Source organism: Aeromonas sanarellii (genome assembly GCF_000820085.1).
GTDB classification, from domain to species: domain Bacteria; phylum Pseudomonadota; class Gammaproteobacteria; order Enterobacterales; family Aeromonadaceae; genus Aeromonas; species Aeromonas sanarellii.
The window spans coordinates 62,377-79,541 of sequence record NZ_CDBN01000053.1; the positions used below are offsets into that span (position 1 = coordinate 62,377).

The window sequence follows — 17,165 nt, forward strand, 5'->3', positions numbered from 1 at the left end:
AGGCTGCCCATGCCGTCCATCTCACTTGATCAACTGATGAGCCGCTTCGGCATCACTGCCCCGGCGCTTCCCCTCACCGACCTCCAGCTCGACAGCCGGCGGGTCGGTCCCGGCTCTCTCTTCGTGGCGATCCGAGGCCATCAGGTGGATGGCAGGCGTTTCATCGAACAGGCGGTGGCTCAGGGAGCGACCGCCGTGCTGTTTGAGGAGGATGGAGAATTCGTCCCTCCTGCGGCCCAGATCCCCTGCATCGGCATGCAGGATCTGCCCGCCCGCCTCTCCGAGCTGGCCGGCCACTTCTACGATCATCCGGGGCAGAAACTGCAACTGGTGGGTATCACGGGCACCAACGGCAAGAGCACCACGGCCCTGCTGGTGGCGAACTGGCGCACCCTGCTGGGGGGCAAGGCCGGGGTGATGGGCACCATAGGCAACGGCCTGTTCGGCGAGCTGGTGGAAGCAGAGAACACCACCGGCAGCGCGGTCCAGGTGCAGGCCAATCTGGCCGCCTTGCAGCAGCAGGGGGCCGATCTGGTGGCCATGGAAGTCTCCAGCCACGGTCTGGTGCAGCACCGCGTCGCCGCCCTGCCGTTTGCCGCGGCTGTCTTCACCAACCTGAGCCGGGATCACCTGGACTATCACGGTTCCATGGAGGCCTATGCCGCCGCCAAGGAGGAACTGCTGAAGCTGGTGGACGAACCCTGCGCCGTCATCAATGCGGACGACCGCCTGGGGCGGCAGTGGCTGGCGGCCTATCCCGGTGCGGTGGCCTTCGGCGTCCATGGCCCGATTGAAAACCATGCCGGACGACAGCTGACGGCGCAGGATCCCCATTTCCATCAACAAGGTTTTGACACGCGCATTAACTCCAGTTGGGGGAATGGTGTATTATCCGCCCCCTTGCTCGGCCGCTTCAACGTCAGCAACGTGCTGGGCGCCATGGGGGCCATGCTGGTGCTCGGTTACGATTTCGACGCCCTGCTGGCCACCGCGCCTCAGCTGCAGCCGGTGACCGGTCGCATGGAGTGCTTCGGCGGTGGCGATGCGCCGCTCGCCGTGGTCGATTACGCCCATACCCCGGACGCGCTGGAGAAGGCGCTGCAGGCCCTGCGGGTGCACTGCCACGGTCGCCTCTGGTGCCTGGTGGGCTGCGGCGGCGATCGGGATCGCGGCAAGCGGCCCATGATGGCCGCCATGGCGGAGCTGCATGCGGACCGCGTGATCCTGACCGACGACAACCCCCGTACCGAGGAGCCGGCCCGGATCATGGCCGACATGGTGGCGGGGCTTCGCGATCCCGGCGCCGTGCAGATCGAGCACGACAGGGTCAAGGCGATCCGGCTGGCGCTGAGTCAGGCGAGCAAAGAGGACATCATCCTGGTGGCCGGCAAAGGCCACGAGGATTATCAGATCATTGGAACCGACAAGCGGCACTACAGCGACCGGGAAACCGTCGCGGCCGCCTTGCACACATTAATGGAGTCATTCAGATGATGACCCTCAGGCTTGCCGACCTGGCGCAGGTGCTCGATGCCCGTCTGATCGGGAGCGACCATGAGATCACGGCGGTCAGCACCGACACCCGTACCCTGGGCGAAGGGGCGCTGTTTGTCGCCCTGCGCGGCGAGCGCTTCGACGCCCACGATTTCTGCGATCAGGCGGTGGCCGCCGGCGCCAGTGCCCTGCTGGTGGAACGCGAGCTGCCCCTGGCCATACCGCAACTGGTGGTGGCCGACAGCCTCAAGGGGCTGGGGCGTCTGGGCCGGTTGGTGCGCGAGCGCATCAACCCGAAAGTGCTGGCCATCACCGGCAGCTGCGGCAAGACCACGGTGAAGGAGATGGCGACCGCCATCCTGCGCTGCGAGGGGGAGGTGCTGGCCACCGCCGGCAACTTCAACAACGAGGTGGGGGTGCCGCTCACCCTGCTGCGCCTGGAGCCGCAGCACCAGTTTGCGGTGATGGAGCTGGGGGCCAACCACCCGGGGGAGATCGCCTGGACCACGTCGCTGGCCAAGCCCGATGCCGCCATCATCAACAACGTGGCGGCGGCCCATCTGGAGGGCTTCGGCTCCCTGGAGGGGGTCTTCCATGCCAAGAGCGAAATCTTCGAAGGCCTGCGCGAGGGCGGCAGCGCCATCGTCAATGCCGACAACGAATTCTGGCCCAAGTGGCGTGAGAAGGGCATCCGCTGCGCCTTCTCCCTCGAGGATCAGAGCCAGCCGTTCCATGCTCGCGACATCGTGCTCAACGAGCAGGGCTGCGCCGGATTCGTGATGGTGACCCCGCAGGGTGAGGTGGCGTTGACCCTGGCCATTCCGGGGCGCCACAACGTGGCGAACGCCCTGGCCGCCGCCGCCGGGACCCTGGCGCTCGGTGCTTCTCTGGCCTCGGTCAAAGTCGGTCTGGAGCAGATGGCGCCGGTCAAGGGCCGCTTCTGCGTGCAGCGCTGGGGTGGTCTCACCTTGGTGGACGACACCTACAACGCCAGCGTGGAGTCCGTGCTGGCGGGCATCGACGCCCTGACCGCCATGGGCGGCTACAAGGTGCTGGTGTTCGGTGACATGAAGGAGTTGGGTGAGGAGTCCGCCGCGCAGCATGCCCGGGTCGGTCGCCACGCCCGCGAGCAGGGCCTTGACGCCGTGCTGACCGTAGGGGAACAGAGTCGCCACACCGCAGATGCCGCGGCTGGCCGACATTTCGATAACAAGGCGTCGTTGTTTGAAGTGCTTGCGCAAATGATAAAGTCACATCAGGAAATTTCGATTCTGGTCAAGGGCGCCCGTGGCTCCCGCATGGAAGATATCGTCGAGATGGTCAAGGGCCATCAGGAGTCAGCCACATGCTAGTCTGGCTGGCGGAACTGCTCACCCCGCACTTCACCTTCTTCAACGTCTTCTCCTACCTGACGTTTCGCGCCATCCTGTCGATCATCACCGGCCTGGTGGTGGCGCTCTGGATGGGGCCGCGCCTCATCCGCCGTTTGCAGATCCTGAAGTTCGGCCAGGTGATCCGCAACGACGGTCCCGAGTCCCACCTCAGCAAGAAGGGCACTCCGACCATGGGCGGCCTGATGATCATCGCCGCCATCTTCATCTCAGTGCTGCTCTGGTGCCGCCTCGACAATCCCTATGTCTGGCTGGTGCTGTTCGTGCTGGGCGCCTACGGTGCCATCGGCTTCGCCGATGACTACCTCAAGGTGGTGCGCAAGAACACCGACGGCCTGATCGCCCGTTGGAAGTACTTCTGGCAATCCGCCGTTGCGCTGGGGGTGGCCGTGTTCCTCTATGCCACCGCCACCCACGACGGCCAGACCCAGCTGGTGGTGCCCTTCCTCAAGGACGTGATGCCCCAGCTCGGCCTGATGTTCATCCTGCTGACCTACTTCGTCATCGTCGGCACCTCCAACGCGGTCAACCTGACCGATGGCCTGGATGGGCTGGCCATCATGCCGACCGTGATGGTGGCGGGGGGCTTCGCCCTGATCGCCTGGGCGACCGGCAACGTCAACTTCGCGAACTACCTGCACATCCCCTACGTGCCCTACACCTCCGAGCTGGTGATCGTCTGTACCGCCATCGTCGGGGCGGGCCTGGGTTTCCTCTGGTTCAACACCTATCCGGCCCAGGTCTTTATGGGGGATGTAGGTTCGTTGGCATTGGGTGGCGCGCTCGGCACCATAGCCGTGCTGGTGCGCCAGGAGTTCCTGCTGGTGATCATGGGGGGCGTCTTCGTGATGGAGACCGTCTCGGTGATCCTGCAGGTGGGCTCCTACAAGCTGCGCGGCGTGCGGATCTTCCGCATGGCGCCCATTCATCACCACTATGAGAAGAAGGGCTGGCCGGAGCCGCGCGTCATCGTGCGTTTCTGGATCATCACCCTCATGCTGGTGCTGCTTGGCCTCGCCACCCTGAAGGTGAGGTAAGCCATGGTCATCATCATCGGACTCGGCAAAACCGGACTCTCCTGCGTCGACTACTTCCTCGGCCGCGGCGTCACGCCCCTGGTGATGGACACCCGTGCCAACCCCCCCGGCAAGGAGCAGCTGCCCCCCGAGGTGGAGCTCGTCCACGGGCTGGACGGAGAACGGCTCAAGCAGGCGCACATGATAGTGGCGAGCCCGGGCATCGCCCTCTCGACCCCGGAGCTCAAGGCCGCGGCAGAGCGCGGCATCAGGATAGTCGGCGACATCGAGTTGTTCGTGCGCGAGACCCAGGTGCCCGTCATCGCCATCACCGGCTCCAACGGCAAGAGCACCGTCACGACCCTGGTGGGGGAGATGATCGCCGAGGCCGGCCTCAAGGTCGGGGTCGGTGGCAACATCGGCACCCCGGCCCTGGAATTGCTCAAGCAGCCCATGGATCTCTGCGTGCTGGAGCTCTCCAGCTTCCAGCTGGAGACCACCCACAGCCTGCGAGCCGCCGCCTCCGTGGTATTGAACCTCTCCGAAGATCACATGGATCGCTATGAGGGCATGGCCGACTACCGCGCCGCCAAGATGGAGATCCATCAGCACTCCCAGCACATCCTGGTGAATCGCGACGATCCCCAGACCCTGCCCGATGTGGGCCAGGTATGGCAGAGCTTCGGGCTGGACTGCAACGGCTATGGCCGCTGTGAGCTGGCGGGCCGCCACTGGCTGACCCTGCACGGTGAGCCGCTGCTGGCGGTGGACGAGATGAAGATCGTCGGTGCCCACAACCAGGCCAACGCCCTGGCGGCCATGGCCCTGTGCGACGCGGTCGGCATTCCCCGCGAGCCCCAGCTCGCCGTGCTGCGCCGTTTCGAGGGCCTGCCCCATCGCGCCCGCTTCGTGCGGGAGGTGAACGGGGTGCGCTGGATCAACGACTCCAAGGCCACCAACGTGGGGGCCACCCTGGCCGCCGTGGCCGGGGTGCGCGAGTCCGTCAGGGGACGTCTGCTGCTGCTGGCCGGCGGCCAGGGCAAGGGCCAGGACTTCGGCCCGGTGCAGGCCCTGCTCGGCAACCAGATCGATCACATGTACTGCTTCGGCCAGGATGCCGAAGTGCTGCTGGCCCTGGGCGAGCAGACCGAGCGGGTGGCGGATCTCGACGCCGCCGTCGCCAAGGCGGCGGCCGATGCCAGACCCGGTGACTGGGTGCTGCTGGCGCCGGCCTGCGCCAGCCTGGATCAGTTCAAGTCCTTCGAAGCGCGTGGCGATCGCTTCACCGAGCTGGTACAGAAGTTATGAACGCCCTTCGCGCAGTCGCAGGCTTCCTGCAGCGCTGGTTGCTACCGGCGCGCCCCGCCGGTCTCTACGATCGGCAACTGGTGGTGCTGGCGCTGGCGCTGATGTCGGTGGGGCTGGTGATAGTGGCGTCCGCCTCCATCCCCGAAGGGATAGCCCTGGGGGATGATCCCTTCATGTTCGTGAAGCGCCACGGCATGTTCCTGGTGATGGCGCTCGGCATCTCCTGGTTCGTGCTGCAGGTGCCCATGGCCCGCTGGCAGCAGTACAACGGCCCCATGCTGCTGCTCGCCATCGTGCTGCTGGTGATGGTGTTGCTGGTGGGGCGCAGCGTCAACGGCTCGGTGCGCTGGCTGCCGCTCGGTCCCTTCAACCTGCAGCCGGCCGAGTTCGGCAAGCTGGCGCTGTTCGTCTACCTGGCGGGCTACCTGGTGCGCCGCCAGAGCGAGGTGCGCGAGCGCTTCATCGGCTTCATGAAGCCCATGGCGGTGCTGTTCGTGGTGGCCATACTGCTGCTGGCCCAGCCGGATCTCGGGTCCGTGGTGGTGATGTTCGTCACCTCGCTCGGCATGCTGTTCCTGGCCGGCGCCCGGCTGGTGCAGTTCATCGGCCTGATCCTGGTGGGGGTGAGCGCCGTGGTGACCCTGATCATCGCCGAGCCCTACCGGATGCGGCGGGTGACCTCCTTCCTCGACCCCTGGGCCGACCCCTTCGGCAGCGGCTACCAGCTGACCCAGTCCCTGATGGCGTTCGGCCGCGGCAGCTGGTTTGGCGAGGGGCTCGGCAACTCCATCCAGAAGATGGAGTACCTGCCGGAGGCCCATACCGATTTCGTGTTCGCCATCCTCGGCGAGGAGCTGGGTTACGTGGGCGTGCTGGGCGCACTCTTCCTCATCTTCGCGCTGGCGGTCAAGGCGCTCAAGCTGGGCCATCAGGCGCTGGTGGCCGAGCGGCTCTATGAAGGCTATCTGGCCATCGGCGTCGGCATCTGGTTCAGCTTCCAGACCTTCGTCAACGTCGGTGCCGCCAGCGGCATGATGCCCACCAAGGGGCTGACCCTGCCGCTGGTCAGCTATGGCGGCTCCAGCCTCATCATCATGATGGTGGCGGTGAGCATGTTGATTCGTATCGATTTCGAGTTGCGCCAGGTCAGTGCCCAGGCGCGCGTGCGGGAGGTTTCGTGAGCAAGACGTTACTGGTGATGGCGGGTGGTACCGGGGGCCATGTGTTCCCCGGCCTGGCCGTCGCCGATCGACTCAAGGCCCAGGGTTGGACCATCCACTGGCTCGGCACCGCCGACCGTATGGAGGCGGAGCTGGTGCCTGCCCATGGCTATCCCATCTCCTTCATCGACATCCAGGGGGTGCGTGGCAACGGCATCAAGCGGCTGCTCGCGGCCCCCTACCGCATCGTCAAATCCGTGCTGCAGGCCCGTCAGGTGCTCAAGACCATCCAGCCCGACGTGGTGCTGGGCATGGGGGGCTTCGCCTCGGGCCCGGGTGGCGTGGCCGCCTGGCTTGCCGGCATCCCGCTCTTGCTGCACGAGCAGAACGCGGCGGCCGGCATGACCAACAAGCTGCTGGCCCGCCTCGCCAAGCGGGTGCTGATGGCCTTCCCCGGCGCCTTCGCCCCCAACGCCCGCACCGCCGTGGTGGGCAACCCAGTGCGCCCCGAGGTGGTGGCCCTGCCGGACCCCGTGCTGCGCAGCGCAGCCGAACCTCTGCGCCTGCTCATCGTCGGTGGCAGCCTGGGTGCCCGGGTTCTCAACGAGCAGGTGCCGCCCGCGGTCGCCGCCGCCGGTGTGCCCATCGCGGTGCGCCACCAGTGCGGCAAGGGCAACGGGGAGGCCGTGGCTGCCTCCTATACCGGGCTGGGGGTCGAGGCCGAGGTGAGTGAATTTATCAGGGACATGGCGGATGCCTATGCCTGGGCGGACCTGGTGGTGTGCCGTGCCGGGGCCCTGACGGTCTCCGAAGTGGCCGCCGCCGGGGTGGCCGCCATCTTCGTGCCGCTGCCCCATGCGGTGGACGATCACCAGACCCGCAACGCCCTGACCCTGGTCGACGGCGGTGCGGCCGAGTTTCTGCCCCAGTCCGAGCTGACGCCGGCCGCTCTGGCCGCCCGTCTCTCCTGGCTCGCCGGGCGCAGGGAAACCCTGCTGAACATGGCCCAAGCTGCGCGCCGGGTCGCCATCATCGATGCCGCCGAACGGGTGGCCGATGAGTGCAAGCGGCTCGCCACCGGGTGAGCCGAACGAGATTGATGGACAGGATGGCGCTGGCCAAGGCCGCGCTCCTGTCTCCGAATACATGTGTCGCCGAATGAAAATGGCTTGTGGCCGCGAATTGAGAAAGAACTATGACCAAGGTTGAACTGGCAAAACTGCGTACCGTTATCCCCGAAATGCGCCGCGTGCGTCGCATCCACTTTATCGGCATAGGTGGCGCCGGTATGGGCGGTATTGCCGAGGTGCTTGCCAACGAAGGGTACCAGGTCACCGGTTCTGATCTGGCCCGCAACGGGGTGACCGAGCGCCTGGCGTCCCTCGGCGCCCACATCTTCGTGGGGCACAGTGCCGAGCATGTGGACGGTGCCAGCGTGGTGGTGGTCTCCACCGCCATCAAGCAGGACAACCCCGAGCTGCTGGCCGCCCGCGAGCTGCGTATCCCCGTGGTGCGCCGCGCCGAGATGCTGGCGGAGCTGATGCGCTTCCGCCACGGCATCGCAATCGCCGGCACCCACGGCAAGACCACCACCACCAGCCTGGTGGCGAGCATCTACGCCGAGGCGGACAGGGATCCCACCTTCGTCATCGGCGGCCTGCTCAACAGCGCCGGCACCAATGCCCGCCTGGGCAGCAGCCGTTATCTGATTGCGGAAGCGGACGAGAGCGACGCCTCCTTCCTGCATCTGCAGCCCATGGTCTCCATCGTGACCAACATCGAAGCGGATCACATGGACACCTATGGCGGCGACTTCTCCAAGTTGAAGGCCACCTTCATCGACTTCCTGCACAACCTGCCGTTCTACGGCCTGGCCGTGGTCTGCGTGGATGACCCCGTGATCCGCGGCATGCTGCCGGAGATCGCCCGCCCGACCATCACCTATGGCCTGTCTGATGACGCCGATGTGCAGGTGCTGGACTTCGTGCAGACCAGCAACCGCAGCCGATTCAGGGTCCGTCGCAAGGATGCTGGCGAGTTGGAGGTGACCCTGAATCTGCCGGGCATCCACAACGCGCTCAATGCCGCCGCCGCCATCGCGGTGGCGACCGAAGACGGCATAGGTGACGAGGCCATCATCCGGGCGCTCGCAAAGTTCGAAGGGGTGGGACGTCGCTTCCAGCAATACGGCGAGTTCGAGACCGGCCGTGGCAAGGCCATGCTGGTGGACGACTACGGCCACCACCCGAGCGAGGTGAAGGTGACCATCAACGCCGCCCGCGCCGGCTGGCCCGACAAGCGGCTGGTGATGGTGTTCCAGCCCCACCGCTACAGCCGGACCCGGGATCTCTACGAAGATTTCGCCGACGTGCTCTCCAAGGTGGACGTGCTGGTGATGCTGGAGGTCTATGCCGCCGGCGAGGAGCCGATCCCAGGGGCCGATGGCCGCGCCCTGTGCCGCACCATCCGCTCCCGCGGCACCCTGGAGCCCATCTTTGTCGCAACGCCTGACGACGTGCCGGCCGTGCTGGCCGATCTCATCGGCGAGGGGGATCTGGTGCTGACCCAGGGGGCGGGTAACGTCGGGGCGCTGGCCCGCCGTCTCGGCGAGATGAAATTGAGCGTGGATAGCATGAAATCCGGTGCCTGAGGGCCCAATGAGTATTTTGACCGCCAAGCCGGGGCCTATATAATGGCGAACCGGTCTGCAAGTGGCCGGCAAGGCGCGTTAAACGGGGATCGATCGGGTGGAGGCAAGGGCACAAGGGCGCACCAAGGGGGGCTTCATCGCCGGGGTGGCATTTTTCATCCTGGTCATGTGGGGGCTCTACCAGACTGCGCTGGATGTTAAAGACTGGCTGACGGATGCCAGTCGGTTGCCCATGAGCGAGCTGTTGCTGCAGGGGCAACACGAATATTTGAAGGCCGATGAGTTGCGTGCCGCCGTGCTGGATGGTGCCGAGCTTCGCAACTTCTTCGAGCTGGACGTGAACGAATTGCAGGCGCGGTTGAACGCCCTGCCCTGGGTGGCCCAGGTCTCGGTACGCAAGAAGTGGCCGAACAAGATCAAGGTCTATCTCACCGAACAGGACGTGGCGGCCCGCTGGAACGGCAACCGTTTCGTCAACACCAAGGGTGAGGTGTTCAGTGCTCCGGACAGGGTGAAGAAACCCCTGATGCAGTTGTCCGGGCCCGATGATCAGGCCGCCAAGGTGCTGGAAGCCAGCCATCAGTACGAGACGCTGCTGGCGGCCAAGGGATACAAGTTGCTGGGGGTGAATCTGACCCCCCGCCATGCCTGGGAACTGACCCTGGATGGCAACATTCAGCTGTTTGTGGGGCGCTCTGATATCGCGCTTCGTCTGCAGCGGTTTATCGATGCCTTTCCGGTCATCGAGCCCCGTGAGCGGGTTGCTTACGTGGATCTTCGATACGACACCGGGATGGCAGTTGGCTGGAAGAAAAGCGAAGAGAAAGTGAATGACCAACACCGCAGATAGAAATTTGATTGTCGGACTGGATATCGGCACGACCAAGGTGGCGGTACTGGTTGGCGAAGTATTGCCCGATGGCGAACTCAATGTCATCGGCATGGGCAGCCACGCTTCTCGCGGGATGGAGAAGGGCGGGGTCAATGACCTCGACTCCGTGGTCAAGTCCCTGCGCCGCGCGGTGGAAGAGGCCGAGATGATGGCCGACTGCCAGATAAGCTCCGTATATCTGGGCTTGTCCGGCAAGCACATCGATTGCCGCAACGAGACCGGCATGGTGCCCATCTCCGATGAGGAGGTGACCCAGGAGGACGTGGACAACGTCATCCACACCGCCAAGTCGGTGCGACTGTCGGACGAGCTGCGGGTGCTGCACGTGCTGCCCCAGGAGTTCGCCATCGACTATCAGGAAGGGATCAAGAACCCGGTCGGCCTGTCCGGTGTGCGGATGGCGGCCAAAGTGCACCTGATCACCTGCCACAACGACATGGCTCGCAACATCGAGAAGTGCGTGGAGAAGGTGGGTCTGCGGGTGGATCAGCTGATCTTCTCGGCGCTGGCGTCCAGCTATGCGGTGCTGACCGAGGACGAGAAGGAGCTGGGTGTCTGCGTGGTGGACATAGGTGGCGGTACCATGGACATGTCGCTCTTTACCGGCGGCGCCCTGCGTCACACCAAGGTGATCCCCTACGCCGGCAGCACGGTGACCAGCGACATCGCCTACGCCTTTGGCACGCCGCCGCTGGACGCCGAAGCGATCAAGGTGCGCTACGGCTGCGCCCTCGGCCGCCTGGTCAGCAAGGAAGACAATATCGAAGTGCCCAGTGTCGGCGGTCGTCCGGCGCGCAGCCTGCAGCGGCAGACACTGGCGGAAGTGATTGAACCCCGTTACACCGAGTTGCTCTCCATGGTGAATGACGAGCTGGTGCGGGTGCAGAGCGAATTGAAGGCACAGGGGGTCAAGCATCAGCTGGCCGCCGGTGTGGTCTTGACCGGTGGCGCGGCCCAGATCGAAGGCATAGTGGAGTGCGCAGAGCAGATCTTCCAAAGCCAGGTCCGGGTGGGCGAACCCATGAATATCCGGGGATTGAGCGATTACGTACAGGCGCCGGTGTACTCGACTGCGGTCGGGTTGCTGCAGTACGGCCGTACCAATCAATCCACCGGCAGTAGCAAGGAATATGCCGCCAAGGCAAGCGTAGGTGGGCTGGTCAAACGGGTCAGCAACTGGTTGCGTGGCGAGTTCTAAAGATTTTGCTGAGTCAGGCAAATAAAGCGGAGAGACAACATGTTTGAATTTATGGATAGCCACACTGACGAAGCCGTCATCAAGGTGATAGGTGTGGGTGGCGGCGGCGGCAACGCAGTCGAGCACATGGTTCGTCAAAACATCGAGGGTGTTGAGTTCATTACCGTCAACACCGACGCCCAGGCGCTGCGCAACTCCAGTGCAAACACGACTCTGCAGATCGGTGGTGGCATCACCAAGGGTCTGGGTGCCGGGGCCAACCCGGAAGTGGGCCGTGACGCCGCCATGGAAGACAGGGAAGCGCTGCGCGAGCTGCTGACCGGTTCCGACATGGTGTTCATCGCCGCCGGCATGGGCGGTGGTACGGGTACGGGCGCCGCGCCTATCGTGGCCGAAGTGGCCCGCGAGATGGGTATCCTGACCGTTGCCGTCGTGACCAAGCCGTTCTCCTTCGAAGGGAAGAAGCGGATGGGCTTCGCCGCCCACGGTATCGAGGAGCTGTCCAAGAACGTCGACTCCCTGATCACCATCCCCAACGACAAGTTGCTGAAGGTGCTGGGTCGCGGCATCTCCCTGCTGGACGCCTTCAAGGCGGCCAACGACGTGCTGCTGGGCGCGGTACAGGGCATCGCCGAGCTGATCACCCGTCCGGGCCTGATCAACGTCGACTTCGCGGACGTGCGTACCGTGATGCGCGAGATGGGGACCGCCATGATGGGTACCGGCTCCGCCTCCGGTGACGACCGTGCCGAAGAAGCGGCCGAGAAGGCCATCTCCAGCCCGCTGCTGGAAGACGTGGATCTGGCCGGTGCCCGCGGCATCCTGGTCAACATCACCGCCGGCATGGACATGACCATCGAAGAGTTCGAGACCGTGGGTAACGCGGTCAAGGCCTTCGCGTCCGAGAACGCCACTGTGGTGGTGGGTACCGTCATCGACCCGGAGATGCACGACGAACTGCGCGTCACCGTGGTGGCTACCGGTATCGGTGCCGAGCGCAAGCCCGACATCACCCTGGTCAAGAACAACATGGTCCAAGAGCGTCCGGCCCGTCAGCCCCTGATCAGCGAAGCCCTGCAGTCTCGCGTGATGGAAGAGGCGCCGGCCAAGGTGGTGAACGCCGAGCCCCAGGCTCGTCGCGAACCGGATTATCTCGATATTCCTGCGTTCCTGCGCAAACAGGCAGACTAAGCCTCTGATGGCTCTGGTTTGTTTGTTGCTTAAGGATTGTGCTAAGATGGCCTGGCAACGACCATCTGGTCAGGAATTTGAGCTGTTAAAGCGGATACGCCCATGATTAGACAAAGAACCTTGAAAACGAGTGTCCAGGCCACCGGTGTGGGCCTGCATTCGGGCCGGAAAGTCACTATGACGTTCCGTCCGGCGCCTGTTAACACAGGGATCGTTTACTTGCGTACCGATCTGAATCCTGTGGTAGAGCTGCCAGCCAACGCCGATCAGGTGCGTGATACCGTGCTTTGTACCGCTCTGGTGAACGAAGCCGGCGTCCGCGTGTCGACCATTGAACACCTCTCTGCCGCCCTGGCCGGGATGGGGATCGACAACCTCTATGTAGAGGTCGACGCACCCGAGATCCCGGTGATGGATGGCAGTGCGCATCCGTTCATCTACCTGCTGCAGGAAGTGGGTATCCGTGAACAGAACGCAGCCAAGCAGTTCGTGCGGATCAAGCAGAGCATCCGGGTTGAAGACGGCGACAAGTGGGCGGAATTCCACCCCTATCGCAACGGCTTCAAGATGGATCTCGAGATCGATTTTCAGCATCCGGTGTTTGAAGGCCGCAACCAGCGTTGCGTGCTGGACTTCTCCGGTGCCTCTTTCGTGAAAGAGATCAGCCGTGCCCGTACCTTCGGCTTCATGCGTGACATCGAGTACCTGCGTTCCCAGAACCTGGCGCTGGGCGGCAGCCTGGAAAACGCCGTGGTGCTGGATGACTACCGGGTTCTGAACGAAGATGGCCTGCGTTACGAAGACGAGTTCGTCAAGCACAAGATGCTGGATGCCATCGGTGACCTGTACATGTGCAACCGCAGCATCATCGGTGAATTCCGTGCCTACAAGACGGGCCATGCCCTGAACAACAAGCTGCTGCGCGCCTTGCTGGCCCAGCAGGAGGCCTGGGAGCTGGTGACCTTCGAGGGTGAGGGCGACAAAGCGCCCATCGCTTACTACGACAACGGTCTGGTTCTGGCCTGATAGCTGTGCAACAGGACGTCGGTCATCTCTCCGCACCGACGTCCTGTCATTTGTTTATTCCATCCTTTAATACCGATTATCTCCCGGTTTTATTGCCCGTGCAGGCCCTTGGCCTCACCTGACCGAGAAGACAGATTCCTATGAGCATTACCCTGATCCTCCACGGTAAGCAGCGCCGCAAGTTGCACTTACCCAAACAACGTCTGGCCTGGGTCGGCGGTATCCTCTTCACTGCATTGGCCTTGGGGAGTGGCTGGCTCTGGCAGAGCTGGCACCAGAAGATGGAGGCGCTGGAAGTGGCGCTGACCCTGGCGCAGCAGCAAAAATCCACGCAAGGGGCCGATGAAGCCCGCGAACAGCTCGCCATGCTGGCGGCCCAGGTGGGCACCATGCAGGGGCAGCTCGGTCGTCTCAACGCCCTCGGCGAACGCCTGACCGAGAAGGCGGACCTCGATCCCGAGGAGTTCAACTTCAAGGAGCTGCCCCCCATGGGCGGTCCCTCCTACGATGCGGACCTGGAAGTCAGCCTGGGCGAGCTGCAAGACTCCATGGAACACCTCAATCGTCAGCTCAGCAGCCGCGAAGAGCAGCTGTCGGTACTTGAATCCTTCATCACGAATCACCATATCACCGATGCCGGCTTCATCTCGGGTTCACCGGTGAAACAGGAGCGGGTCTGGATCTCCTCCGGCTTCGGTGGCCGGGTCGATCCGTTCAACGGTCGTGCCAAGATGCACAAAGGGGTGGATTTCCGCGGCAAGCCCGGCACCCCCATACTGGCGACCGGCAAGGGGATCATCAGCTGGGCGGGGCGTCACCCTGAGTTCGGCAACATGGTGGAGATAGACCATGGCAATGGTCTGGTCACCCGCTATGCCCACAATTCCAAGTTGCTGGTGGATGTGGGCACCCTGGTCGACGAAGGCCAGAAGATCGCCCTGATGGGGCGAACCGGTCGTGCGACCGGAGTTCATTTGCATTACGAAGTGTTGAAAGATGGTCGTCAGGTCAACCCCGCGCGCTTTCTGAATGCCAGACGGGGTTAGGTTTTTTCTTCAGGTTCCAGTGACGGAACGCTTATATAACCAAAACAGTTGGTACCCATGATTAGCACACTGCTCACCAAGATTATCGGCAGCCGGAACGACAGAACGCTCAAGGCTTTGCGCAAAATTGTAAAACAGATCAATGCGATGGAGCCTCAGTTCGAGGCACTGTCCGACAGCGAGCTGCAGGCCAAGACCGCCGAGTATCGCCAGCGCCTGGAGCAGGGTGAGACCCTGGAGCAGTTGCTGCCGGAGGCCTTCGCCACCGTGCGTGAAGCTTCCCGCCGGGTGTTCGGCATGCGCCACTTCGACGTCCAGCTGATCGGCGGCATGGTGCTGAACTCCAACCGTATCGCCGAGATGAAGACGGGTGAAGGCAAGACCCTCACCGCGACCCTGCCGGCCTACCTGAACGCCCTGACCGGCCGCGGCGTCCACGTGGTGACGGTGAACGACTATCTGGCGAAGCGCGATGCCGAGGCGAACCGCCCGCTGTTCGCCTTCCTCGGCCTGACCGTCGACTGCAACGTGCCCGGCATGGATGCGTCCCAGAAGCGCGACGCCTACGCCGCCGACATCACCTACGGTACCAACAACGAGTTCGGCTTCGACTACCTGCGCGACAACATGGCGTTCTCGCCGGAACAGCGCGTGCAGCGTCCGCTCAACTATGCGCTGGTGGATGAGGTGGACTCGGTGCTCATCGATGAAGCCCGTACCCCGCTTATCATCTCGGGCCCGGCGGAGGACAGCTCCGCCATGTACACACAGATCAACAAGCTGATCCCCCTGCTGGTCAAGCAGGACAAGGAAGACTCCGAAGAGTACACCGGCGACGGCCACTACACGGTGGACGAGAAGAACCGCCAGGCGCTGCTGACCGAGAACGGCCAGATCTTCGTGGAGGAGCTGCTCAAGAAAGAGGGGCTGCTAGCGGAGGAGGACTCCCTGTTCTCCGCCACCAACATTAGCCTGCTGCACCACGTCAATGCCGGCCTGCGTGCCCACACCCTGTTCGAGCGCAACGTCGACTACATCGTCCAGAAGGACGAGATCGTCATCGTCGACGAGCACACCGGCCGTACCATGCCGGGTCGCCGCTGGTCTGACGGCCTGCACCAGGCGGTCGAGGCGAAGGAAGGGGTCAAGATCCAGAACGAGAACCAGACCCTGGCCTCCATCACCTTCCAGAACTACTTCCGCCTGTACGACAAGCTGGCGGGCATGACGGGTACTGCCGACACCGAAGCCTTTGAATTCCAGCAAATTTATGGCCTGGATACCGTGGTCATCCCGACCAACAAGCCCATGGTGCGCAAGGACATGGGGGATCTGGTCTACCTGACCGCCCAGGAGAAATACGCCGCCATCGTGCAGGACATCCGCGACTGCGTGCAGCGCGGCCAGCCGGTGCTGGTCGGTACCGTCTCCATCGAGAACTCCGAGCTGCTCTCCGGCATCCTGACCAAGGAAAACATCCCGCACAAGGTGCTGAACGCCAAGTTCCACGCCATGGAAGCGGAGATCGTCGCCCAGGCGGGCCAGACCGGCGCCGTGACCATCGCCACCAACATGGCCGGCCGGGGTACCGACATCGTGCTCGGCGGCAACTGGCAGGCGGAGATCGCCCAGCTGGAGAACCCGACCAGCGAGCAGATCGCCGAGCTGAAAGCCGCTTGGCAGGTGCGTCACGATGCCGTGCTGGCCGCTGGTGGCCTGCACATCATAGGTACCGAACGCCACGAGTCCCGTCGTATCGACAACCAGCTGCGCGGCCGTTCCGGTCGCCAGGGTGACCCGGGCTCCTCCCGCTTCTATCTCTCCATGGAAGACACCCTGATGCGGATCTTCGCCTCCGATCGCGTGACCGGCATGATGAAGAAGCTGGGCATGGAAGAGGGCGAGGCCATCGAACACCCCTGGGTGACCAAGGCCATCGAAAACGCCCAGCGCAAGGTGGAGGGTCGCAACTTCGACATCCGCAAGAACCTGCTGGAGTTCGACGATGTGGCCAACGATCAGCGCAAGGTGGTCTACGAGCAGCGCAACGAGCTGCTGGACACCAGCGACATCTCCGAGACCATCCACGTCATCCGTGACGACGTCTATGGCAGCGTCATCGACGAATACATCCCGCCCCAGTCCCTGGAGGAAATGTGGGACGTGCCGGGTCTGGAGGCGCGCCTGAAGTCCGACTTCGCGCTGGATCTGCCGCTGCAGCAGTGGCTGGCGGAAGACGACAAGCTGTATGAGGAGAAGCTGCGCGAGCGCATCCTGGAAGAGGCCACCAAGCTCTATGCCCACAAGGAGGAGCTGGTCGGCAAGGAGGTGCTGCGCAACTTCGAGAAGGCGGTGATGCTGCAGACCCTGGATGGCCTGTGGAAGGAGCATCTGGCGGCCATGGATCACCTGCGTCAGGGCATACATCTGCGCGGCTACGCCCAGAAGAACCCCAAGCAGGAGTACAAGCGCGAGTCCTTCGATCTGTTCACCCAGATGCTGGAGACCCTCAAGCGCGACGTGGTCAGCATCCTGAGCCGTGTCCAGGTGCAGGAGCGCGACGTGGAGGCGATGGAAGAGCAGCAGCGCCAGCAGGCACAAGCGGCTCCCCGCACCTATACCCACGCCGCCGCCGAGAACCAGCTGGCCGACGACGAGGCCCAGCCCGAACCGGGTCACGTCACTTTCGTGCGGGACGAGCAGAAGGTGGGCCGCAACGATCCCTGCCCCTGCGGCTCCGGCAAGAAATACAAGCACTGTCACGGTCAGTTGACCTGACACCCTGCCATGATG

At 63.8% G+C, this 17,165-nt stretch carries 13 protein-coding genes; all 13 read left to right on the top strand.

The window, feature by feature from the left end:
* Positions 1 to 9: 9 nt before the first annotated feature.
* The 13 genes from murE to secA all read left to right on the top strand — a co-directional run bounded on the left by murE (position 10) and on the right by secA (position 17,150).
* Positions 10 to 1,494, top strand: a complete 1,485-nt coding sequence (murE, locus tag BN1132_RS11175; protein WP_042077603.1) for a UDP-N-acetylmuramoyl-L-alanyl-D-glutamate--2,6-diaminopimelate ligase — start codon at positions 10 to 12, stop codon at positions 1,492 to 1,494.
* Positions 1,491 to 2,846 carry a UDP-N-acetylmuramoyl-tripeptide--D-alanyl-D-alanine ligase gene (locus BN1132_RS11180; protein ID WP_042077604.1) on the top strand — a complete coding sequence of 452 codons (1,356 nt, stop codon included), beginning with the start codon at positions 1,491 to 1,493 and terminating at the stop codon, positions 2,844 to 2,846. The genes murE and BN1132_RS11180 overlap by 4 nt, the downstream gene beginning before the upstream one ends.
* Positions 2,840 to 3,922 (top strand): phospho-N-acetylmuramoyl-pentapeptide-transferase, encoded by a 1,083-nt coding sequence (mraY, locus tag BN1132_RS11185; protein ID WP_042077605.1) that lies wholly within the window; start codon positions 2,840 to 2,842, stop codon positions 3,920 to 3,922. Before BN1132_RS11180 ends, mraY begins: the two co-directional genes overlap by 7 nt.
* 3 nt (positions 3,923 to 3,925) lie before the next feature.
* A complete protein-coding gene (murD, locus tag BN1132_RS11190; RefSeq protein WP_042077606.1) occupies positions 3,926 to 5,209 on the top strand; it encodes a UDP-N-acetylmuramoyl-L-alanine--D-glutamate ligase in 1,284 nt (427 codons plus the stop codon).
* Positions 5,206 to 6,390 carry a cell division protein FtsW gene (ftsW, locus tag BN1132_RS11195; protein WP_042077608.1) on the top strand — a complete coding sequence of 395 codons (1,185 nt, stop codon included), beginning with the start codon at positions 5,206 to 5,208 and terminating at the stop codon, positions 6,388 to 6,390. Before murD ends, ftsW begins: the two co-directional genes overlap by 4 nt.
* The gene (murG, locus tag BN1132_RS11200) at positions 6,387 to 7,454 is read left to right on the top strand and encodes an undecaprenyldiphospho-muramoylpentapeptide beta-N-acetylglucosaminyltransferase (protein WP_042077609.1); all 1,068 of its coding nucleotides are present in this window, start codon (positions 6,387 to 6,389) and stop codon (positions 7,452 to 7,454) included. Before ftsW ends, murG begins: the two co-directional genes overlap by 4 nt.
* Before the next feature lie 110 nt (positions 7,455 to 7,564).
* Positions 7,565 to 9,019: a UDP-N-acetylmuramate--L-alanine ligase gene (gene murC, locus BN1132_RS11205; protein WP_042077612.1), complete on the top strand. Its 1,455-nt coding sequence runs from the start codon at positions 7,565 to 7,567 to the stop codon at positions 9,017 to 9,019.
* A 97-nt stretch (positions 9,020 to 9,116) separates the two neighbouring features.
* Positions 9,117 to 9,869: a cell division protein FtsQ/DivIB gene (locus BN1132_RS11210; RefSeq protein ID WP_029314839.1), complete on the top strand. Its 753-nt coding sequence runs from the start codon at positions 9,117 to 9,119 to the stop codon at positions 9,867 to 9,869.
* On the top strand, positions 9,850 to 11,109 hold the full coding sequence (gene ftsA / locus BN1132_RS11215) for a cell division protein FtsA (RefSeq protein ID WP_025328454.1): 1,260 nt from the start codon (positions 9,850 to 9,852) through the stop codon (positions 11,107 to 11,109). The genes BN1132_RS11210 and ftsA overlap by 20 nt, the downstream gene beginning before the upstream one ends.
* A 39-nt stretch (positions 11,110 to 11,148) precedes the next feature.
* Positions 11,149 to 12,300 (top strand): cell division protein FtsZ, encoded by a 1,152-nt coding sequence (ftsZ, locus tag BN1132_RS11220; protein ID WP_005305686.1) that lies wholly within the window; start codon positions 11,149 to 11,151, stop codon positions 12,298 to 12,300.
* Positions 12,301 to 12,402: 102 nt separating this feature from the next.
* Positions 12,403 to 13,326 (top strand): UDP-3-O-acyl-N-acetylglucosamine deacetylase, encoded by a 924-nt coding sequence (gene lpxC / locus BN1132_RS11225; protein ID WP_042077614.1) that lies wholly within the window; start codon positions 12,403 to 12,405, stop codon positions 13,324 to 13,326.
* Between the two features lie 140 nt (positions 13,327 to 13,466).
* Positions 13,467 to 14,372, top strand: a complete 906-nt coding sequence (locus tag BN1132_RS11230; protein ID WP_042077615.1) for a M23 family metallopeptidase — start codon at positions 13,467 to 13,469, stop codon at positions 14,370 to 14,372.
* Between the two features lie 57 nt (positions 14,373 to 14,429).
* Positions 14,430 to 17,150 (top strand): preprotein translocase subunit SecA, encoded by a 2,721-nt coding sequence (gene secA / locus BN1132_RS11235; RefSeq protein WP_042077617.1) that lies wholly within the window; start codon positions 14,430 to 14,432, stop codon positions 17,148 to 17,150.
* Positions 17,151 to 17,165: the final 15 nt, after the last annotated feature.